We start from the raw sequence: 22683 nt of genomic DNA on the forward strand, positions 1-22683 counted from the left end.
TCAGAAGTGGCAAGATTATTTGTGGAAATTTAAAACACATTTTCGACGAACTACGGATGAATGTTGTATCGGTCAAAGGTGATAAATAATGAAGAACGAACGTTACCCGTTGGACTTGGCTATTTCGGTTCAGGACTTCAATACGTCAGACTGGAAGGATTCAATTGCGCAAGCTGCCCGCGAAGGATATTCGGCGATGTGGCAAGCGCTGTCGGTTGCTGCGCGTGATGCCATTGAGCAAGGACGAATTGAACACGGCAAGGTATTATGGTTGCTTGCAGATGCTTGTTCGATGATGCTTTCACCGTCGAGTCCTAATGAACCCTTTAAGCCTTTTGCTGTATTCCATGACCGCAGGTCAGTCGTCCCTGAGGACTTTTCTGATTCAGATATTCTGTTCTTTGCGGAGATCGTTGATGAGGTAGACAACGATTGGCTGAAGGCGCGACTCAGTGATTTGGTCTGGTTGAAGAGTAAGCCTCGTAACATCGAATTCGCTTTGAAGGCTATCGACGCTTACTGCTGCCTTCCACTAGACACTGATACATGGATACATGGAGGTCGGGACTGTTGGCCTCGTGCCATAAGCTTGGCTCGAATGCTTAAAGGTGGCGCTGGAGATAGACTCCAGCAAATTGAGACGAAAATCTTTGCTGCGTTTCATGCGTCAATTCGAGACGACGGTTTTCTTGGGGTTTGGTTGGCCGACCTTCTAAAATCGAACCGCTTGGGGTGGTCACATCGAACGGGTGTGTCGACGAAGCTAGAAACGTTGGCCCGCGAGTTTGATGATGAAGGGGATTTGCATAAGGCGCGGGAGTATTTTTCTGCTGCTGCCGAGTGGTATAAGTCTATTCCTGACGAGGTCAAAGCTGCAGGAATGACAGTATTGGTTGCTGAAGGGTGGGTCAAAGAAGCCGTTGCGCGAGTAGCATCGGAAAGCCCTAGCCACATGGTGGCAGCGAGCTTTTACGAAAATGCCATTCAGATATACAGAACGATTCCTCGGGCCGAACGCTCTGCACATCAGGTCGATGAGCGAATTGCCGAGTTGCGAGTCCACCTAAACAATTCGGGTGAGAGAGCTATAGGAGAGATGGAGCTCATTCAAACTTCTGAAGTAGATCTCACTCAGAACATCGAAAAGGCGAGGGAATCCGTCACCGGAAAATCTGCACAAAATGCGTTGCTCGCATTTGCGAACTTACATCGTGGCGTGAATGCAGAAAAACTGCGCAACAGTACATTGGAAAGAATGCGTCAGCATCCCTTGCAATCACTGTTTACCGCAACCTTGATGAGTCGCGATGGCAGAGTCATTGCTAAGCGCCCTGCGATGGGACTCGGTGGAGAATTGACAGAGGACGACAAAATTGCAATTCGCGCCGAGATGATTCATGACTATGGAATCTTAGTGAGTATTGTGGTTCAAGCCAACATCTGGCCAGCCCTTGAAGTACTTTTGCTTGAGCATCGGTTGCGCGAGAGCGATTTTATCGAGTTAGCTCGCTATTCACCCATTGTGCCAAAAGAGCGAGTTGGCCTTTTCGGCAAGGCACTATTTGCAGGTTACGAACGTGATTTCGTTACCGCGCTTCATTTACTGATCCCTCAGATTGAGCACTTGGTGCGAGTGCATCTTAAGCAAGCAGGAACCAAAACCACTAACCTCGACAAGGATGGAATTGAGAACGAGAATGGCATGAGCACGTTGGTGGGTTTGCCAGAAGCCGAGCAAGTATTTGGTAAAGATCTCGTCTTTGAGTTCGAATCGTTGTTCTGTAACGCCTTTGGTCCAAATTTGCGGAACGAATTGGCTCATGGACTATTGGATGAGGATGGATGCAATTCCCCTTTCGCTATTTATGCGTGGTGGCTAGCTTTAAGACTAACATTCAATACATGGTGGAACTCAGCAAATCCTATTTCTGAGCCTCAATAAAGTAGCGACGAGCAAGCAGTGATCTAGTAATCCCTATGAAAAAGCGGAGCGTATATAAGTAAAATTACCTATTAACCTGAATATATGGGGTGACCTGTGTATACACAGGTCACCCCATTCAATCACACACAGCGATGTTTGTAGTGTCCGCTTTTGGCACTAAGCTGTTCTCAAACAGCGCTCAATGGTCTGATTTTAGCGAGGAATGGACGTTAAGCTTCAACTATTTATTACAGGCCTGAAGCCTGAACTACAACATTAATTGTGATTTCCTTATGTCTGCACCTGCTATATATGGTCAAAAAAACTCTTCCATTATCATAAATGATAGCTGAGTGCCCTGTCTTTCAGGCTTTAAATGCGGGGCTATGTTGTTATTAAATAATTTTTTACAATCTGCTAATTCGTCATCTGGATAAATTAGTGTATAAACCCCATGCTTATTAAAATACTCTCTATGCTTCGACATTTCCTTTGAAAAGTTATCAGCAGCCATTTCATTAATTTCTTTTTGTGTTAGACCTTTTATTTTATGAAGATAACCATGTGAAGACCATGGTGATAATTCAAAACCTACACGATTTAATGTATAAGGGTTAGTAATCATAAAGTCTAAGCGATATTTATGTTGCTTCTCCAGTCCACGATACCTGAACTCTGGGATCATCAACGGAACAGATAAAGGATCATCTGAGTCTCTAACAAAGTTATTATAATAGCCGGAAATTTCATACTCGTATTTAGACCCAGAATTGCGAACTAATACATTTCGGAAAAATGTTAGGTAACTTTCAACACTATCAAAATTGACCTTTTCGTTTTGACCGGGGATAACTAAACCGGTGGTTAATACATGACCTATCGTCCAGTAACCCTGATTAAAAGCTCTAATCTCACTCCGATCATTTTCCCACTTCCCATTTTTGAATCGTGGTGTAACCAATAGGCCATAATTTGCATTTTGCTGACCAATCCATATTTCTGAATCATCTTCATCGGGGCGGTTCTTTGATAGTTCATCAAAATGCTTTAAGAAACTCCTTTTAAGAAATAGTAATAAGTAATTTTTAAAATTAACACTACTTTTGGATTGTTCATCAATCCATTCATAAGCAGGTCCAGCGCCACCTTCAATTGCTTGTTTTAATCCACTTAGCCACTTGATAGTAAACTCATTATCGGAGTGAATTACTTCTGTTTTTAAATCAAAAAAATCATCTGTTTTACTGCCTATTTTGGCATTTAGTGAAGCCTCATTTTCTACACCTGTATCATTCAAAACAGATGGAAGTAAATCCCTTAGCTCGTCCTTGATTTTTTGAATTATTCTATTACGCGCCGACTTGTTTGGGTCTCTTCTAGCCATGATGCTACATTCCTTTTTTAATGATATAAATTGATGGGCTGAACTTTCCCTTCTTTCGGGTTGGGAAGATCATTTATCACTTTTACACTCATTTTAATTATCGAGTTTATATAGTTTTATCAGTTAACCAGAGAGAAAAAACCCAGATAGTTATGAATTCACAATAAAAACTATTATTAATCTAATTCGGATAACGTCCGATCCTGGCACAAAGCTGACATTTGGTCGATGCATCGTTCTGTGCCCTTATAGTACCAGCTCAAATCTGAGCTGGTATACAGTAAGTTACCCAACTAATGATATCCCCCTTATCCCGCCTTCTATAATACTTCCCCTGTCAGCTTCTTCAATAAAATCAGCCCACCATTGCATCATAGGGCGTCTTTGCTCTAGGTAATCACTACGATTATAGGCACGTCTAACTTCATTTTTATCAACGTGGGCGAGGGCGGCTTCAATAACGTCAGGTGGGAAGCTTTGTTCATTGAGAGCGGTGCTAGCAATTGAGCGAAGGCCGTGTGAGACCAGTACACCACCGAATCCCGCGCGTTTTAATGCAGCATTGACGGTTTGGCTATTCATCGGTTGAGTCGGCTTGATACGGCTAGGAAAGATAAACTCACGATTACCACTGAATGGTTTCATTAGTTCTAAAATAGCTAAGGCTGCGTCAGATAACGGAACTGTATGTTCTCGGTTCATCTTCATTCTAGCAGCAGGTATTTTCCATTCCTTGTTTTCAACGTTGATCTCATCCCAACGGGCTTCAGCGGCTTCGGCAGGGCGGGATATGGTAAGCAGCTGCCACATAAACAAGCATCGAGTGGATAGGCTAATACTAGCTGTACGCATTGTCTGCATGAGCTTTGGTAGCTGATCAGGGGGAATACTTGGCATATTCTTTTTCTTCGGTTTTTCAAAAGCTTTACCAATGTTGATACTTGGAACGGCATCAATTAAGCCAGTATTTTGAGCATAGATCATGACTTCGTTAATACGCTGACAAAGACGACGAACAGTTTCTAATGCACCTCTAGCTTGAACTGGTTGTATTGCTTGGACCAATATATGCGCTTTGATATCAGTAACGCTGATGTCACCAATGGCAGGGAACACGTCTCGTTCAAGTGAGCGCCAGATATCATTACCGTAGTCTTCTGTTACAGTGGACTTCTTCACTTCCCACCAACGTTCAGCGACAAGTTGGAAGGTATTGGTTTTAGCCTCTTGAGAGTTTCTTATTTGATCTTTCTGATATTCTTGAGGGTCAATATCTTTTGCCAGTAATGAGCGAGACTCTGCTCTGAGTTTTCTAGCATCTGAAAGTGTGACAGCAGGGTAGGCCCCAAAACTTTGTTTGGTCCTTTGTTTTGTATAAGGGCGGTAGTAACGGAATTGCCATAACTTGCTTCCGCTAGATTTGATTAGCAGTGTGAGTCCATCACCATCATACAACTGATAGTCCTTGTCCTGCGGTTTAGCTGCTTTGATTTCGGTATCGGTTAATGGCTTAGTTTTTCTTGCCATGAAAAATCTCCATGCGTTTAGGCCCAACAAAGATGTTAGTTCTTTTCATTGGGCCTATCAATGGGCCTAAAGGAATTAGCTTGGGTGGGATAAAATAGGACAGCGTAGGACATAAAAAAGCCCGCAACTCATTGAGTTAGCGGGCTTTTCAGTCTTCTTTGGACGTCCTTAGAAGATAATTTGGTGGAGCTGGCGGGAGTTGAACCCGCGTCCGAAATTTCTACATCCTCGGTACTACATGCTTAGTCTAGTCTTTAAATTCATTTGCCAGCTGCGGACAGACACGCCACCAACAAACTATCCTGATTAAATTTAACGCTTCAACCCCAGGCAAGGCATCCACGCGATCTCTTTTGGGTTTGACCTCTCTTGATCCCCGTCCTAAGAGCGGAGGCTAGGGAGAGAGGGCTCTATGCAGGTTATTAAGCTGCTAGTGCGTAGTTTTCGTCGTTTGCGACTATTTTTTTGCGGCTTTTATCGAGGCCAACCGCCCCTCGGCATGCACCTTGGGTTTCGCAAATCCCGTCGAATCCAGAATCAGCCCCAAGTTGTTAAGTGCAGTATAACAGAAAAATACTCTAAAAAGCTAGAACTTAGCGATTAGAATGTTTCATTATACGTGCTTTATCTAGTTTCCATTCGCGTTCTTTAATATCAGAACGTTTGTCGTGTGCTTTTTTACCTTTTGCAACGCCAATTTTGACTTTGCACCAAGCATTTTTCCAATATAAAGAAAGAGCAACGACAGTATAACCTTCACGGTTTACGCGACCATAAAGGGTGTCTAATTCTCGTTGGTTCAGTAACAACTTTCTGCTGCGTGTTGGGTCACAAACTACGTGAGAGGATGCAACATTTAAAGGTGTGATATTCGCACCAAATAAATAGGCTTCACCATCCCTAAGCAGGACATAGCTATCACCAATGTTCGCTTTACCAGCACGGAGCGATTTTACTTCCCAACCTTGTAGGGACAAGCCAGCCTCGAATTCATCTTCGATAGAATACTCGTGGCGAGCACGTTTGTTTAGGGCAATAGTTGCCGAACCAGGTTTATAAGCTTTTTTCTTTGTCATAGTTTGTTCATTATACTGTAAGCTGAAGTGAAATAAATCTTTCCGTGTTTAAAAATGTGCCGATTGTGCAATTATTGTGCTTAATCCGTTTTGTTTTTTGTTTAACCAATCAATAGTGGTATTATATGGGCAGTTTTTGGGGATAGGAATTGATATGCCACAGATTAGTCGCTCTGCGTTAGTCCCATTTAGCGCGGAACAAATGTATAAACTTGTTAATGATGTCATTGCATATCCAAGCTTCTTGCCTGGATGTGTAGGTAGTCGGGTGATTAGTCATAGTGATGATGAAATGACCGCTTCTGTTGAGGTTTCAAAAGCAGGTATCAGTAAGACCTTTGTAACCAAAAATGTGTTAGAGGATAACAAGGGTATCCATATGCAATTGGTTGAAGGGCCTTTTAGTAAACTGACGGGAGGATGGCGCTTTATACCTCTAAGCCCAGATGCTTGTAAGATAGAATTCCATCTTGATTTTGAGTTTACTAATAAGCTGATTGAACTTGCATTTGGCAAAATCTTTAAAGAACTTGCGAATAACATGGTACAAGCTTTTACGTTGAGAGCGAAGGATATCTATAGTGTCTGAGCTAAATGTTGAAGTCACTTATGCTTTGCCGGAGAAGCAATATCTATTACCAGTTAAGGTTTTGGAAGGTGCTACAGTTGAAGATGCAATAATGGCATCTGGTATCCTTGCATTACGGGCAGATATTGACCTTAAAAAAAATAAGGTGGGTATTTATAGTCGCCCTGCAAAACTGAGTGATAAGTTGAATGAGGGTGACCGAGTGGAAATTTATCGGCCTCTTATTGCTGATCCTAAAGAGTTACGCCGTAAACGGGCTGAAAAATCTAAAGATAGTAAAAAATAACTCTCTTTTTTGTGATTAAACCGAGTACTTGCTCGGTTTTTTATTGCCTGTTTTTGGATGGTTTAATCGGGCTGGTAGTATTACGGCTTAATCAGTATCTTTTCAACCAAATGAAAGAATTTTGCTATTATCATGTCTGGGTGCATATATTATGCCAGTACAAAAGCGCAGTATATTGACAGCATTCTATGAAAGCGCTGTTGGTAATGAGAAGAACACTGGCGAAATAACGCCAATGAAATAGAGCTTAGCACTAGAGACAATGGCATTAGTGTAATAGAGGATAGGGGGGAGACTCTTACTATTGCATTAAGTTGAGAGTTTTTATTACCTGTTGATGAGTGCCTTGATGGATTAAACGGTATTAATGTAAGACGCGATACTCATTATGCCAGTCAAATAGAGTGCAGCAGTAAAAATAGCTTTTATTGAACAAATTGAGAGTTTTTGGTTTTGATAGTGCGTACTTTGAATGGCTAAGTGGCTAATTGTATTCATCGCAGCGCAATTTAGTGCTAGGTTTGAGAATTCTTTAGATAGCCTAAAGCAGCAATAACTACCTGTTTTATATTGATGACAGGTAGCTATTGTAAGGCTAATTAACAAATAAGTGGATAACGAATATCAGTTAACAAGCTTATTTGCTTAGCATCTTTTTAGTCGCGGGAGCTGCGGTTTGTGGCTGCTCTGAAACAGGTTCACTAGCTTCAGTGTTGCTAGAAGCAGGCTCAGCAGATACTGGCTGTGCATTTTCAATTTCTTTTGCTTCCATAGATTCCTGCTCTGAAAGATCCTTCTCATTTTTGATATCAGTCAGGATACCATTACGGTCAAAGCTAAGAGTCAAAGTTTGTTGCTTAACGGGATCATGACCAAGCTCTTGGCGGAAAACATAATACCAAGTTTGAGTACCAAACGGGTCGGTTAACATTGGTGTGCCCAAAGTATACGCGACCTGTTGCTGAGTCATTCCTTTTTGTATCTTAGCAACATCTTTCGCTGTCAGGTAATTACCTTGGTTAATGTCAGGGTGATAGACCAGACGCTCCATCATTGAACAACCTGATGACATTAATGCGAGTGATAGTGCAGCAGCAGTTAACAGTTTATAACGCATGGATATCTCATTCCTTTTGGAGTCAGAACATCAATGATAATCGACATTGATACATTTTAAAACCTTCCGTATTGACTCTAAGACCATAGGAGTGCAAAAAAGTTGTCAAAATTTATGCGGCAAGTAACTCTTTTGCATTTGCCAATGTGTTTTTGGTCACTTCACTGCCTGCTAATAAACGTGCAAGTTCTTGTAAACGTGATTTTTTATCAAGTAATTGCATATGTGTCTCGGTTTCTATGCCGTTCGTTTCTTTACTGACATAAAAATGATGGTGCCCACAACCTGCAACTTGGGGTAGATGTGTTACACACATGACTTGGGTTGATTCACCTAATTCACGGAGTAATCGCCCAACAATAGCAGCCGTTGGGCCGCTAATACCGACATCGACTTCATCAAAAATCAGTGCTGGTGTATCCATTTTTTTCGCTGTGATCACCTGAATAGCCAATGCGATACGTGATAATTCACCTCCAGAAGCGACTTTAGCAAGTGCTTGATGTGGTTGCCCTGGGTTTGTTGTGACATTGAACTCCACCTTGCTTGCCCCATCTGGCTGTAGATGCTCAGGGGTAAACTTAACATCAATAGTAAACCGACCATGAGGCATAGAAAGTTGATGCATACTATTAGTGATCAGTTGACTCAGTTCTTGAGCATACTCTAAACGAACTTGGTGCAGATCTTGAGCACAAGCCATCGCATGTTGATGATCTTGGTGAACTTGCTCACTTAGTATTTCACAATCTTCATTTTGGTTGGCTATTTTTTCTTGTTCGTCTAATAACTGCTGATAAAGCTCAGGTAATGCCTCTGGCATAATATGATGTTTACGAGCAAGGCTAATTTGTTTTGATATACGCTGTTCAAGTTCATACAAGCGATTAGGATCCAATTCATACTGCTCACAATAATGCCTTAACTCATCGCTTGCCTCGCTGACTTGAATAGATGCTTCTTCTAGCATATCGAGTAGACTAGAAAATTTAGTATCAAGGGATGCTAGCTCGGCTAATTCATGCTTGGCGCTGTTGAGTAAACTCAAAATATTAGCATCATCACTCTCGGACATAATTTGCATGGCATTTTGCCCAAGCGTTAAAAACTGCCCGTAATTAGCGAGTTGCTTATATTCCTGCTCAATACTTTCAAATTCACCTTGAACAGGTGAAAACTCAGCTAATTCTTTTAAATGATAATCAAGCAACTGTTGACGCGACTCACGCTCTTGCATCTGTTTTTGAAACATGGCGAGCTGTTGGCATGAATCATGCCACTTTTGCCATGCGTGTTTCATTTGTAAGAGACGCTCTTGTTGATTGGCATAGGCATCCAGCAGTGATTTCTGATGGTTATTATCGAGTAAAAGCTGATGTGCGTGTTGCCCATGGATTTGGATAAGCAGAGCGCCCAGTTCACGAAGCTGTGAAAGTGGCACCGCTGTACCATTAATAAAACCACGTGAACGGCCATCTAACGTAATGGTACGCCGTAAAAGACATTCACTTTGATTATCAAGTTCATGTTCAATGAGCCACTTGGCAGCCATATCTGCATCCACTAAGGAGAAGCGTGCACATAAGTCAGCGCGTTGTGCGCCGGGACGTACCATATTGGCATCGCCGCGGCTACCTAAGCAGAGACCAAGTGCATCAATAGCGATAGATTTACCTGCACCAGTTTCACCTGTAATTGTGGTCATACCGCTACGAAAATCGATTTCCAGATCACGAACGATAGCAAAATTATTAATGGTAAGTTGGGTAAGCATCTGCGCTCTCCTGTGAAAATACACACCTGTGTTTGTATACAGTGTATCCTGTTTTTTTATACAGTAAAGAGGCAGATGAAAAAAATTAGAAAGTTTTTTTGGCCCAGCCTAATTTTGAGCTTAACGTATTGAAATAGTTATAATCTTTTGGGTGAATAAGATTTAAACTTTTATTACTACGCTGTATGACGACTTCTTCACCATCTTGTATAGGAAGCATGATTTGGCTATCACAGCTCACTTCATAATCAATATTACTGCGTAAAAATTTCAGGCGAATACGACTATCACTGCTGATCACTAATGGGCGTGAAGAGAGCGTATGTGGGAACATAGGGACGAGTACAATTGCATCAAGATTTGGTGTGAGAATTGGCCCTCCAGCAGAGAGTGAATAGGCTGTCGAGCCTGTCGGAGTGGCGATAATTAACCCATCAGAGCGTTGTGAAAAGGCAAAACGATCATCAATGTACACTTCGAATTCAATCATATGAGCGACTTTACCGGGGTGTAATACCACCTCATTAATTGCGCTACTTTTTCGTGCTTTCTGATTCGGTTTTATTACTTGTGCTTCCAGCAAAAAACGTTGTTCTTCATGATATTCGCCATCCAACACGCGAGATAATTGCTGTAAAGCATTATCAGGGTCAAGATCAGTGAGAAATCCAAGGTTCCCGCGGTTAACACCAATCACTTTATTATTGTAGCGAGATAGAATTCTAGCAGCCCCTAGCATGTTGCCGTCACCGCCAACAACAATAACTAAATCAGCCTGTTGACCAATCTCTGTAAGGTTACCTGTGTTCGCATTTTGTAGTTTTAAATCTTTGGCCACTTGTTTATCAATAATGGCATGATAGTTTTTAGATAATAGCCAATTATAGATTAATTCATGGGTCGCTAAAGCTTCGGGATGACGTGGATGCCCCACAATACCGATAGTTCGAAAATTTGTTTTTTGCGTGTTATTACCCTTACGCATAATTTTTTGGCCTCTCATTGCGTGACGTCCCTTGAATCCCTGTTTTATATCCCCATAATACTCTAATAAATGGGATTAATGCTAAATACGCGGAGAAATTCATGAGTAGTAAAGAACAAAACATGCATGATGAGCAAGCCCCTGAGCTAAATGAAGAGCAAAAGTCGGAGTTAGAGCAAGAGCAAGAAGCGCAGCAGGCGGATCCACAGGCAGAAGTACAAGCGTTAGCAGCGCGTATTGCTGAGCTTGAAGAACAACTCGCAGCGTCACAAAAAGTGGAGCGCGAAGCGATGCTACGTGCACATGCTGAAATTGAAAATATCCGTCGTCGTACGGAGCAAGATATTGAAAAAGCGCATAAATTTGCGCTTGAAAAGTTTTCAAATGAGTTGTTACCCGTGATTGATAACTTAGAACGTGCTATTGATGCCGCTGATCATGAAAGCGAAACATCAAAAGCAATGTTAGAAGGCTTAGATTTAACTCTTAAAACCTTTTTAAGTGCTGTCGGGAAATTTGGTATTGAAGTCGTTGGTGAGTCCAATGTGGCCTTTAACCCTGAAGTCCATCAGGCAATGACAATGGTTGAATCGCCTGACCATCAACCAAACCAAGTGATTGATGTGATGCAAAAAGGTTATCTTTTAAACGGTCGCTTATTAAGACCTGCAATGGTTATCGTTTCTAAGTAATTAACGCATAACTAAATTGAAACCGGGTGAGCAATAGCGACCCGGTTTTTTTGTCACTCAAAAAGTTAAGCTTCGATAACAGGCGTCCAATCGATGGCTTCAAGCCCTTGCTGCTGCAATAGTTGATTCGTTTGTGAGAAGTGCCCACAACCTAAAAAACCCCGGTGAGCTGACAACGGCGATGGGTGAGGGGCTTTTAGTACATGATGGCGCTTAGTATCAATGATACGGCCTTTCTTTTGGGCATGTGAACCCCACAACAAGAAAACAACGCCTTCTCTATGCTCATTAATGGCAGCAATCACTTTATCTGTAAAAGTTTCCCACCCTAAATGGGCATGAGAGTGCGCATTGCCTTGCTCTACGGTTAATACTGTATTTAACAAGAGCACCCCTTGTTGCGCCCAACTCAGCAGATAGCCATGATTGGGGCGTTTAAACCCAGGGATGTCGTTTTCTAACTCTTTGTACATATTGACCAATGAGGGAGGGGGCTTAATTCCCGGAAGAACCGAAAAAGATAAGCCATGGGCTTGACCCGGACCATGATAAGGATCTTGACCCAAAATGACGACTTTAACATCGGCAAGCTCGGTATATCTAAAGGCGTTAAACACATCTTGCTGTGGGGGATAAATAATTTTTCCTTTTTGACGTTCGTTCGCCACATAGGCAAGCGTGTCTTTAAAATAAGCCTGTGTTTTTTCTGAGCCAATGACGTCGTGCCAAGTAGGTGTGTTTGACATGAAAATTCCTATAACAAACAAATTATGTCTATAAGCTTACAGTTTAAGACCCAAGAGATAAAGGCGAGCTTTTGTCTATTTGATTAAAAATTTTTTTAAAAATAACTAAAAAAATTGATTTTTATAAATAATAAAAATTGATTTAAAACATAGTGTTGGGTGAATGACGGTTAATTACCCCTTGAAATTGTTGATAAATATCAAAGAAGCTGAGGGTTCTAGCTGGTATATAGTGTGTAGAAACATTGGTTAGACCAAATATTTTATTGGCAGTCAAATGAGTGGATTGATCCCAATCCTACCCGAACGTGGAGGTCGACATGATTACTGGTATTCAAATTACTAAAACTGACAATGCAGCGCTATTGAACTCTTTTTGGTTACTTGATGAAGAGAAAAATGAAGCGCGTTGTGTTTGTGCAAAAGCAGATTATAACGAAGGACAAATTGTTGCTAAGGATGAGTTAGGTGCTTTTGAGTACCGTGAAGTACCTTTAGAAGTTAAGCCAACAGTCCGTGTTGAAGGTGGTCAACACCTGAATGTCAACGTTTTAAGCCGTGAAACCTTAGAAGATGCGGTGAAAAACCCTGAAAAATATCCACAGTTAACAATTCGTGTTTCTGGTTATGCAGTGCGTTTTAACTCTCTGACACCAGAACAACAACGTGACGTGATCACTCGTACTTTTACTGAAAGCCTGTAATTGTTGTATTGTTCAAGGTAGAAGTATTAGTTTAAAATTAATTCAAAAAGCCATTGAATTCAATGGCTTTTTTATTCTTCTCTAATAAAGTACATTCTTTTTCCCTGCTGAAATTTCGCCTTTAATGATCTCCCTTATCACATCTTCAATGGGGAGAGTCTATGTCTTCTATCAATCAGAGTATCCAAACTAACTCATTAAATGAAATATCGTTAATTAAAGAAAGCATTAATATCTATCAGAGAAAAAGTGGTGTATTGGCATTGTGCTCTGAACAAAATCAATGGACGCAGACGCTATCGCCAAAGCAACTTTTAGGCCCACATGCTCAATCGCATGATTATCTTATTGGGTTAATTGCTTATGGGGTCTATCTTAAAGATTGGAAAAATCTGCATGGTGTTGAGCGCCTTAATGCTCTGCAACTCAAAGAAATTGGCATTGATCCAAGCTTACTACGCGATAAATCAACAGGTTTTGAAGCTAATATTTGTCGCTTTAATGATTTGTATATTATTAGTTTTGCTGGTTCTGATGAACTCGTTGATTTCTATGCTGATTTACGACAAGGGCTGGGCTACTTTGAACCGCAATATTTTCAAGCGGTAAATTTAACCAACATTCTACATCGGGTCTCTAAAGGGAATATGATTTGTATAGGTCACTCTTTAGGCGGCGGATTAGCCACATTTGCAGCTCTTGCAAGCCAGACACCTTGCATCGCCTTTAGCTCTGCTGGTGTTTCTGCGAATACTATCAAGCAGATTGGTATGGATTACGAGACCGCAAAACAAGTGGCAAAGGATGGTCTCGTTCGCTTTTATGTGGTTCGTTATGATTGGTTAGATTTGTTGCAGTCAGTGATGCCATTTCCTCCCGCCTTAGGTAACAAAATTGTGTTGGATTACTATAAAGGGGAAAAAACGTGGCGGGATTGGCTCCCTCATCGTCTGTTAACACGTAATTTTATCGCCCATACGATGCCAAAAATTCTCAAAATGATGTGTCATTTTACACCGTGGGTAAATAAACAGGCGATGGTTAATGATGATTTTAATACACAGTTAGAAGAATTTAGCTGCAATTTTGCATTGAGTCATGACAGCACTCTGGCAGATTGGCAAAACAGCTGTGAAAACAGTATTAAGCAAGGCAATGTGACTGAATTTTCTACCTTGCTTTCAATGAGAAATAAACCAGCGAATTTTAATGAGCTACTAGGGTATGCCGTTCGTTCGACTGATCCTCGCTTTATGAAAATTCTTCTGAGTTCTGCTTATACAGATGAAATCAGAAAAACGTCATTGCCACAAAATCGAACTTATTTGCATTTAGCGGCGCAGTCAGGAAGGTTAGAGCAACTGGAAGTTTTATTAGCTGAAGGGGTAGAAATCAACGCAGTAGATGATTTAGGTAACACATCGTTACATGATGCATTAGGGAGCCATGCATTATCAGTTGCTGAGTTTTTACTGAGCCAAGGTGCTGATTGGCGTATTAAAAACTATCAGGGGTATGATTGCCGTGATGTTTTAGTAAACCATATGATTAAAGTGGATATGTTATCTGCGCAAGGAAAAAGAATGCGTGAAAAATTGCAGATGATAATGATGCAATAAAAAACGGGCCGTAGCCCGTTAGTTGCATTATTCAGCGTTATCGCGAGTTGGTGTCGTAGAAGAGGAATTTGGTTTACGGCGTTTGCCAATGTTCTTTTTGTCACGATGACGAACTTTGGTTTTCTTTTTGGACTCTTCTTCTTTTTTCTTTTTCTCTTTACGTTTTGCGAGCACTTTCTTAGATGGTTTTGGTTTATTCATCATAGATTCTGAAGGTGCTTTGGTGCTTGGGCGTAGACTATCGATGACTCGCATTTTAATGGAGTCTTCAATATAACGGCTGACTTTACCGAACAGCGGATAGTCATGAGCTTCTATCAGTGAAATAGCGGTGCCTTTGCGGCCTGCACGACCGGTACGACCAATACGGTGGAGATACACATCAGCGGTGCGCGACATGTCAAAGTTAAAGACATGACTGACATTATCGATATCAAGTCCTCGCGATGCAACATCGGTCGCTACGAGTACTTTGACTTGCCCTGTCACTAAACGACGAACGGCTTCATTGCGTTTCGCTTGAGCCATTTCTCCTTCAAGATAACAAGACTCAATACCTGCATCTCGTAACCATTGTACGACTTCACGGACACGCTCACGCTTACGAACAAAAACAATGGATTTAGTCACATCCTCTTGTTTTAGCAGATGGCACAACAAGGCTGTTTTGTGTTCTAAATTATCGGCACGATAGTAAAACTGTTGTATTTTTTTACGTTCGCGACGTGACGATTCGGCATCAATTTCAACAGGATCTTCTAGCAGTCGTTCAGAAAAATCACGAATAGCTTCGCCTTCAAGGGTAGCAGAGAACAGCATAGTTTGTTTACGCCAGCGTGTTTCACCTGCAATTGTTTCAATATCATTGGCAAAGCCCATGTCGAGCATGCGATCAGCTTCATCAAGGATCAGGATTTCAACGGCGCGGCAGTCAAAATTTTCTTCTTTGATGTATTGAAGCAAGCGGCCTGTTGTCGCGACAACAATATCTTGGTTTTCGCTAAAAACTTCAGCATGGTTCATATACGCGACACCGCCTGTAATCGTAGCGATATCGAGATGGTTATGTGCACATAACTCTTTTGCTTGGTCTGCAACCTGCATGGCTAGCTCACGCGTTGGTGTTAATATCAGCACTCGCGGAGGACCGGACTTTTTCCTTGGAAAGTCAAGTAAGTGTTGGATGGCTGGCAGCAAAAATGCGGCGGTTTTACCCGTACCAGTAGGGGCTGAACCTAAAACGTCACGCCCATCCATTGCGGCAGGGATAGCGGCAGCCTGAATTGCAGTTGGGCGTTCATAGCCTTTGTCTGCCAGCGCGTTGATCAGGCTTTCATCGAGTTCAAGTTCAGTAAATGTGGTTGCAGTCATGATATACCTCTATTTGGGGCGCTGATTATAAACAGGTTAGCCAAATTGTTCATCAGAAAATATCGATCTTTTAGCAAAGTGTACCTGTTTTAAGTTTCAACGGGCAGTGATATTGCCAGAAAGCGTGCTTTTCCGAGGTGAAAAGCACGCGATGGGGGTTAGCTGAGGATATTAATTAACCAAGTATGATAAGGGATACCAACTAAATCAATTAAAACAGCACCACTTAGCGGAACGATCATGAACGCTTTCATTGAGACATGTTTATAGCGTTCGCACACAGAGGACATATTTGCCATTGCATTAGGTGTCGCTCCTAATCCATGTCCCATTAATCCAGCACACATAACAGCGGCATCGTAATCTTTGCCTAAAAGTTTAAAGATCACGAATACAACCAATAGAACGAGGACAACCACTTGGGCGAATAGAATAATAAAGAGTGGTAAGGCAACGTCTTTGAGCTCCCAAATTTTTAGCGACATCATTGCCATGGTTAAGAATAGGCCGAGAGAGACCTCAGAAATTAAATCAACAGATTTTTGGTTGATTTTAAATAGGTTAACTTGGTCATTAATATTACGAATAATAATCGCAATGATCATGGCACCGACATAGCTAGGCAAAGAGAAGCCCGTTGCTTTGGTAAATTGTGCAGATGCGAATTGACCAATTACCATGATCCCGAGTACCAAAGCGAGCATTTTCAAAAAGGCATGAGCGTCAATGGACTCAATCTTACCTGCAATGGTCTCTGTTACTTTTGGGCTTTGCACTGACTCATCCGCTTGGATGGTCACCTTATATTTTTTAATCAGGAAAGAGGCAATGGGGCCGCCTAGTAGGCTACCGGTGATTAAACCAAAAGTTGCCGCTGCAATCGCCGCAACCGTCGCTGACTGCACACCTAAGCCTTCTGCCATTTGACCAAATGCAGCTGCACCGCCATGGCCTCCTGTTAATGAAACACCACCTGCCATAACGCCAATGACTGGGTCAATGCCTAATAAATGCGCCAGTCCGGCACCAAACGTATCTTGGAAGATCACTGTAAACCAGCAAATAAACAGATAGATAAACAGGAGCTTACCGCCGTTTTTGAGAATGCGAAAGCTGCCATCAATACCAATCGTGGTAAAGAAGGCAACCATTAAGAAGGTTTGCAAACTCGTGTCAAATTGGATTTCAGCTAAATTAAAGGATTTTAGCCCCCAAATAATCAGGCTTACTAAGAAGCCACCAATTACTGGGGATGGGATACAAAAACGTTGTAGCCATTCGATACGTTTTTTTAAATGGATGCCCATAAGCAGGCACAATACAGTAAGCAGGAGTGTAGATAATGTGTCTAGTTGTAATGTCATATAATTTTCCCGGTGTGCCCGCTTTCGCAATTTGTCGTCTTTAGCGGCTAACCGCATCCTTATTGATACTTTAAAGGTTGCTTGTACGCTGCCTAGCGACAGTTTTGAAATCCCAAAGCCTATTTCTACTTAGCTGATTAACTAAAGAAGAACATGCTAGAGATCTATCATTGCCGCTTTATTTTTTGTCAGTATTTTTTCAAATACTGTTATTGTTATATCGCTACAAATTGAGTCTACGGGCGATTTATCAGTCGCGTTATTGTGTTTATTAGAATAAAAATTGGTAAATCAAATAAGCTGCTAATTTTGAAGTATGATTATCGATATCGAATTCTGGGTTGCACTCTGCAATATCAAAGAGTGCAATTTTGTTGCTGGCTTTAATCACCGAAAACAGTTCATCAAAGATCTCAGTAGTGATCCCTTTCGCTGCGGGAGCGCTGACTCCAGGCGCAATTGCGGCAGAAAAGACATCCAGATCAACGGTTACATATAAATAATCGACGTTATTAATAAACTGTTGAAGCCGCTCTATGGCCTTAGGTAATTGACTGTGATTTAGTTCTTTATCACGAATATATTGGCAACCTAATTTATCCGCCGTATCAAATAACACTTTCGTATTACCATGATCAGCAATACCTAAACAGAGATAATTAAATGGGCGATGATGCTGCTGGCATAAGTGTGCCGATTGTAAAAAAGGTGTGCCGGAAGTGGCTTCAGGTGCCGTTCGTAAATCAAAATGCGCATCAAAATTAATGATACCTATTGTTTTTGTAGGCTGGGTTTGAGCGATGAAGTCAAACAGTCCTTGAAAGCTGGCAAAAGCCACTTCATGACCGCCACCTAAAACAATGGGGGTCTGATTTGATGATAAAATATTGATAAGTTCATCCGAAAGACGACGTTGCGCTGCTTCTAAATCGCCATCGTCACAGCGAACAGTGCCGGCATCCCGGATGGACAAGGGGTGATGTATCGGAAGGCCAGCCAACTGCTGACGGATTGCATCAGGTCCTGCTTTGGCACCGAGCCGTCCTTTATTGCGCCTAACGCCTTCGTCAGATGCAAAACCAATTAAAGCAAACTGTGCAGGGGTATTTTTATTCATGACTTGATGGATACGTAGGTGCTCCTCAGTATCACCATCAGTACGGCCTTGCCAGATAAAAGGTGCTGCCATAATTACTCCATATTAATTAGTTTAGTCATGTTATGAGCTGCTTTGCAGGTCTCAGAGATAAACTCGTCAACTCGATGGGTTGAACGAAATTCAGGTGCCATCACAGAGACGACGGCAATCACATCGTTTCCTTTAAAAATAGGGGCTGAAACGCCTAAGACTCCTTCATCTATTTCACTGCATGAAACGCCATATCCTTGCTGGCGGATTTGCATCAGTGCATTTTTTAATTGCGTTATACTTTCAGGGGAGAGTAACTGTTCTTTATGAGTTTCAAATACTAATGATTGGTAGTCTTCATCTCGAAAGGCGAGCAAGGTTTTCGCGCTAGCGCCTTTAATTAGAGTATTACCACGGCCAATGACAAAAGAGCAGCGTAAGGCTTGTGAACTCTCAATCATGTCAACACAGATAGTTTCACATAGGTTTGATGTAATAATAGCGACCGTTTCTTGGGTCTTTTTACTCAGAGCTTGGAGTTCTAGTTGGGATGAATTCATGAGTAAGCTGTGGTGATAGTATTTTTCTTGAGTTTTGATACTCTGCGCACCAACAGTGTAAGTGCCATATTGTTTTGCATGGGTCACAAATTCCCAATTTATGAGAATGGCTAATAATCGATAAACAGTAGAAACTGGAATATTTAATGCGTTAGAAATCACTTGCGGAGTTACCGGAGCCGCGCTTGCAGTGATGTAAGATAAAATATTCAATGTCCTGTTAATACTGTTCATGGTATCCCCTTTTTTTCGAACTTAGCAGTAAAAATTTTGATGCTCAAATAATATTCTCATAATGTGAGAATTATTTTGTAGAAAAAGTGTAAAATTTGCATTCTTAAATTGTCACATAATGAAAGATTGATTGATTAATATACGATTTAGAGTGGTTGAATAACGTGAAAAAAAGCTATCGCAAAGGTGGTTTTACCTTTAAGCAGTTTTTTGTTGGTCATGACCGTTGCGCTATGAAAGTCGGAACCGATGGAGTATTACTTGGCGCATGGGCACCTGTTCAGCAGGCTAAAAAGGCGTTAGATATAGGGAGCGGCAGTGGACTCATTGCGCTAATGCTCGCACAACGCAATCAGCAAATGACCGTTGATGCTGTTGAACTAGATAAAGCAGCGGCTCAACAGGCACAGGAGAATTTCGCTGAGTCAAAGTGGGGAGAGAGGCTACAGATTTTTGAGCAAGATATAACGCAGTTTAGTGTATCAAGGCAAAAAGCGTATGATTTGATTGTCAGTAATCCACCTTATTTTGAGCCATCAGTATCATGCAGTAGTGAACAACGAGAGCAAGCTCGCTATACCGCGACGTTAACCCATCAGGCATTATTAGATAGTGCGATGGATTGTTTAACCACAGATGGCCTATTTTGCCTTGTATTACCCTATGATGTCGGTGAAAAAGTTGAGCTTATGGCGCATCGTAATGGCTGGTTTACTGCTTATCGCGTTAATATTCGAGATAAAGCAACGACGCCATTTCACCGTATGTTGTTGGGATTAAAGCGGGAATTAGTTGAGCCAGAAATTTCAACGTTAGTGTTAAAAGAAGCAGACAATAACATCTATACTGAAGACTTTCAGCGGCTTATTCGGGATTTTTATTTGAAATATTAATAGCCAACCCTCAGGTTGGCTAGGTATGAGATTACGGTTTGAGTACGGTGGGGCCTGAATGCTCCAGTAGATCAGGGTAGTCTAACGTATAGTGTAGCCCGCGGCTCTCTTTACGCTCTAAAGCGCAGCGAACCATCAGTTCAGCCACTTGGACGAGGTTTCTCAGTTCAAGTAAGTTATTAGAAATACGGAAATTGGCATAATAGTCGTGAATTTCTTGCTGTAACAAATGGATGCGTCGCAAGGCGCGTTCTAAACGCTTAGTGGTTCGTACGATCCCCATATAATCCCACATAAATAGGCGTAGCTCATGCCAGTTATGTTGAATCACAACTTGCTCATCTGAGTTGTGTACACGGCTATCATCCCATTCAGGGAGAACGGGAATATCCTCGATCTGCGTGATCGCATGGCAAATATGCTGTGAGGCGGACCATCCGTAAACGAGGCACTCTAACAGCGAGTTAGATGCCATGCGGTTGGCTCCGTGTAACCCTGTATAACTGACTTCACCAATGGCATAAAGGTTGGGGATATCGGTCATACCGTTTTGATCGACGCTGACACCGCCACATGTGTAATGGGCTGCGGGTACAATGGGGATCGGCTCTTTCGTCAGATCCAAACCAAGTGTTATCAGTTTTTCATAGATGGTAGGAAAGTGGCTTTGAATAAAATCAGCGGGTTTATGGCTAATATCAAGGTACATGCAATCAGCACCTAAGCGTTTCATTTCATGATCGATCGCTCTCGCAACAATGTCTCTCGGCGCTAATTCACAGCGTGGATCATAGTCGGGCATGAAACGGCTTCCATCAGGGCGTTTCAAATAGGCTCCTTCACCACGTAACGCTTCCGTTAATAGAAAATTGCGAGCTTGCGGATGAAAGAGGCAGGTTGGATGAAATTGATTGAATTCTAAGTTAGCGACACTACATCCAATACGCCATGCCATCGCAATGCCATCCCCAGAAGAGATGTCGGGATTTGTTGTGTATTGATAGACTTTTGCGGCGCCGCCTGTAGCCAAAACAACGATTTTTGCTCGGATCGTTTCAACGTGCTCTTTTTGCCGATTCCAAACATAGGCACCGACAATACGGCTTTCGCCTGCTAATCCGATCTTATCGGAGCGAATGAGATCAACCGCATTATAGCGCTCTTTAACATGGATATTCGGATGCGCAAAAGCGAGATTGACGAGAGTCGTTTCAACCTCTTTGCCAGTTGCATCTGCATGATGAAGGATCCTGCGATGGCTGTGTCCACCTTCGCGAGTGAGGTGATATTGGGTTTCACCTGTTTCAGTCACTTCCGTGTCAAATAGTACGCCTTGATCAATTAACCACTAAACGCACTCTTTGGCATTCGAGGCGATAAATTCGACGGCCTCTCTTTCACAAATACCTGCGCCTGCAATTAAAGTATCTTCTACATGGGATTCAATGCTGTCGGTATTATCGAAAACGGCTGCGATTCCACCTTGTGCGTAATAAGAAGCCCCTTCATTGAGTGTGCTTTTACTTAGGAGAGTAACTTTATGAAAAGGAGCAAGTCGTAAAGCGGCGGAAAGCCCAGCGACACCGCTGCCAATAATCAGAATATCAGTGTAATGCTGTGTGGGATCGTTCATAAGTGTTTGCATGTTGTATATACTCGTCGTTTCTACCCATAAGGGGCAGCATAAAACCCGTTATACAGACGGTTGCGCCCTAAGAAGTGGCAGGCCTAGCCGTTTACGGCAGAGAGCAGTCACAGTATAGTATCTATTGGAAGTTTCATGTTAGCCTATCAGGCTTGGCAATGCTATTTGTGAAATAGCGTTCAGCCTTGTATATCTACTAGGGGGTTGAGTCAGGTTTGGTACTTAGGGTAAATAAAGCGGTGTGATACGTAGAATAATGTATAAATTAGCGATAAATTAATTAGGATCACTTAGATCCTCTATCGGTAGTCACACGGTTTTTTGTCAATTTTTTACTATTTTTATGTATTAAATTGAACTTCACTTGTTTTTACTACTCAAAGTAACGCTTGCTTTAGGAAGGGAGACATGATCAAGTTAACAAATTTACAGCCTGAGCGCGGGAGATTTTCCCAGTAATGAGCGAGCAACTAACGGACCAGATGTTGGTCGAAAAAGTCCAAAAGGGCGATCAAAAAGCGTTCAACTTACTGGTTGTAAAATACCAGCACAAAGTTGCAAGCTTGGTTTCCCGTTATGTACCACAAGCGGATGTACCTGACGTTGCTCAGGAGTCTTTTATCAAAGCTTATCGTGCGATAGGGTCGTTTCGCGGTGATAGTGCTTTTTATACTTGGCTATATCGTATTGCGGTAAACACGGCTAAAAATTATTTAGTCGCTCAAGATAGGCGCCCACCCGCGTCAGATCTTGAAGCAAGCGATGCAGAAAACTACGAAACTGCAAGCGCTTTGAAAGAAATATCGAACCCAGAGAACTTAATGTTGTCTGATGAATTGAAGAAAGTAGTTTTTCGAACCATTGAGTCGTTACCTGAAGATTTAAAAATGGCAATAACACTCAGAGAACTTGATGGTTTAAGCTATGAAGAGATCGCCGAGATCATGGATTGTCCTGTAGGCACCGTGCGTTCGCGTATCTTTAGAGCAAGAGAAGCTATTGATAATAAAGTACAGCCACTGATCCAGCAGCACTAATATGTTTGTGTTTATTGAATTGTTTTT

The 22683-nt window shown here is 41.9% G+C and carries 19 protein-coding genes, 1 other RNA gene and 1 pseudogene; 8 read left to right on the top strand and 13 right to left on the bottom strand.

From position 1 onward, the window contains the following. Positions 1–88 precede the first annotated feature (88 nt). The gene (locus tag PR833_RS00100; RefSeq protein WP_272525791.1) at positions 89–1942 is read left to right on the top strand and encodes a DUF4209 domain-containing protein; all 1854 of its coding nucleotides are present in this window, start codon (positions 89–91) and stop codon (positions 1940–1942) included. 298 nt (positions 1943–2240) lie between these two features. Here the strand turns inward: PR833_RS00100 and PR833_RS00105 are convergent, their stop codons facing one another. From PR833_RS00105 to smpB, 4 genes are all read right to left on the bottom strand, one after another. Further along, complete coding sequence (locus PR833_RS00105; protein WP_140186956.1) at positions 2241–3308, bottom strand: topoisomerase; 1068 nt, start codon at positions 3306–3308, stop codon at positions 2241–2243. A 285-nt stretch (positions 3309–3593) separates the two neighbouring features. Next, the gene (locus PR833_RS00110) at positions 3594–4835 is read right to left on the bottom strand and encodes an integrase (RefSeq protein WP_272525792.1); all 1242 of its coding nucleotides are present in this window, start codon (positions 4833–4835) and stop codon (positions 3594–3596) included. Between the two features lie 181 nt (positions 4836–5016). Beyond that, positions 5017–5380: a transfer-messenger RNA gene (gene ssrA, locus PR833_RS00115) on the bottom strand. 48 nt (positions 5381–5428) lie between these two features. Further along, complete coding sequence (smpB, locus tag PR833_RS00120; RefSeq protein WP_004921558.1) at positions 5429–5911, bottom strand: SsrA-binding protein SmpB; 483 nt, start codon at positions 5909–5911, stop codon at positions 5429–5431. Positions 5912–6065: 154 nt separating this feature from the next. Here smpB and PR833_RS00125 point away from each other — a divergent pair, with 154 nt between their 5' ends. Next, positions 6066–6500, top strand: coding sequence for a type II toxin-antitoxin system RatA family toxin (locus PR833_RS00125; protein ID WP_014656346.1), 435 nt, complete (start codon positions 6066–6068; stop codon positions 6498–6500). After that, positions 6493–6786, top strand: coding sequence for an RnfH family protein (locus tag PR833_RS00130; protein ID WP_060561153.1), 294 nt, complete (start codon positions 6493–6495; stop codon positions 6784–6786). Before PR833_RS00125 ends, PR833_RS00130 begins: the two co-directional genes overlap by 8 nt. 637 nt (positions 6787–7423) lie before the next feature. Here PR833_RS00130 and bamE read toward each other — a convergent pair. The 3 genes from bamE to nadK all read right to left on the bottom strand — a co-directional run bounded on the left by bamE (position 7424) and on the right by nadK (position 10662). Further along, positions 7424–7903 carry an outer membrane protein assembly factor BamE gene (gene bamE / locus PR833_RS00135; protein WP_004921543.1) on the bottom strand — a complete coding sequence of 160 codons (480 nt, stop codon included), beginning with the start codon at positions 7901–7903 and terminating at the stop codon, positions 7424–7426. A 112-nt stretch (positions 7904–8015) separates the two neighbouring features. Then, positions 8016–9677, bottom strand: a complete 1662-nt coding sequence (recN, locus tag PR833_RS00140) for a DNA repair protein RecN (RefSeq protein WP_272525793.1) — start codon at positions 9675–9677, stop codon at positions 8016–8018. 85 nt (positions 9678–9762) lie between these two features. Further along, positions 9763–10662 carry an NAD(+) kinase gene (gene nadK, locus PR833_RS00145; RefSeq protein WP_040133505.1) on the bottom strand — a complete coding sequence of 300 codons (900 nt, stop codon included), beginning with the start codon at positions 10660–10662 and terminating at the stop codon, positions 9763–9765. Positions 10663–10763: 101 nt separating this feature from the next. On the opposite strand from nadK, the gene grpE reads away from it, so the two are divergent. Continuing rightward, positions 10764–11354 carry a nucleotide exchange factor GrpE gene (gene grpE / locus PR833_RS00150; protein WP_004921530.1) on the top strand — a complete coding sequence of 197 codons (591 nt, stop codon included), beginning with the start codon at positions 10764–10766 and terminating at the stop codon, positions 11352–11354. 65 nt (positions 11355–11419) lie between these two features. On the opposite strand, the gene ung is transcribed toward grpE, so the two are convergent. Next, on the bottom strand, positions 11420–12100 hold the full coding sequence (gene ung, locus PR833_RS00155; protein ID WP_004921528.1) for a uracil-DNA glycosylase: 681 nt from the start codon (positions 12098–12100) through the stop codon (positions 11420–11422). Between the two features lie 320 nt (positions 12101–12420). On the opposite strand from ung, the gene grcA reads away from it, so the two are divergent. Further along, positions 12421–12804 (top strand): autonomous glycyl radical cofactor GrcA, encoded by a 384-nt coding sequence (gene grcA / locus PR833_RS00160; protein WP_004921525.1) that lies wholly within the window; start codon positions 12421–12423, stop codon positions 12802–12804. Between the two features lie 161 nt (positions 12805–12965). Next, on the top strand, positions 12966–14423 hold the full coding sequence (locus tag PR833_RS00165; protein WP_004921520.1) for an ankyrin repeat domain-containing protein: 1458 nt from the start codon (positions 12966–12968) through the stop codon (positions 14421–14423). A 27-nt stretch (positions 14424–14450) separates the two neighbouring features. On the opposite strand, the gene srmB is transcribed toward PR833_RS00165, so the two are convergent. The 4 genes from srmB to PR833_RS00185 form a co-directional block, all read right to left on the bottom strand. Then, positions 14451–15794 (bottom strand): ATP-dependent RNA helicase SrmB, encoded by a 1344-nt coding sequence (srmB, locus tag PR833_RS00170; RefSeq protein WP_072502419.1) that lies wholly within the window; start codon positions 15792–15794, stop codon positions 14451–14453. Between the two features lie 158 nt (positions 15795–15952). Then, positions 15953–17158, bottom strand: a complete 1206-nt coding sequence (gene gltS / locus PR833_RS00175; protein ID WP_014656340.1) for a sodium/glutamate symporter — start codon at positions 17156–17158, stop codon at positions 15953–15955. A gap of 271 nt (positions 17159–17429) precedes the next feature. Beyond that, a complete protein-coding gene (hutG, locus tag PR833_RS00180; RefSeq protein WP_040133320.1) occupies positions 17430–18347 on the bottom strand; it encodes a formimidoylglutamase in 918 nt (305 codons plus the stop codon). A gap of 2 nt (positions 18348–18349) precedes the next feature. Then, complete coding sequence (locus PR833_RS00185) at positions 18350–19081, bottom strand: IclR family transcriptional regulator (RefSeq protein WP_060561150.1); 732 nt, start codon at positions 19079–19081, stop codon at positions 18350–18352. Positions 19082–19245: 164 nt separating this feature from the next. On the opposite strand from PR833_RS00185, the gene trmN reads away from it, so the two are divergent. Beyond that, complete coding sequence (trmN, locus tag PR833_RS00190; protein ID WP_004921501.1) at positions 19246–19974, top strand: tRNA(1)(Val) (adenine(37)-N(6))-methyltransferase TrmN; 729 nt, start codon at positions 19246–19248, stop codon at positions 19972–19974. Positions 19975–20005: 31 nt separating this feature from the next. Here trmN and nadB read toward each other — a convergent pair. Beyond that, a pseudogene (gene nadB, locus PR833_RS00195) lies at positions 20006–21607 on the bottom strand (L-aspartate oxidase). Between the two features lie 470 nt (positions 21608–22077). Here nadB and rpoE point away from each other — a divergent pair. Further along, positions 22078–22656, top strand: coding sequence for an RNA polymerase sigma factor RpoE (gene rpoE, locus PR833_RS00200; RefSeq protein ID WP_004921494.1), 579 nt, complete (start codon positions 22078–22080; stop codon positions 22654–22656). Positions 22657–22683 lie beyond the last annotated feature (27 nt).

The sequence above is a fragment of the Providencia sp. PROV189 genome (assembly GCF_028480065.1).
Taxonomy (GTDB): Bacteria; Pseudomonadota; Gammaproteobacteria; order Enterobacterales; family Enterobacteriaceae; genus Providencia; species Providencia stuartii.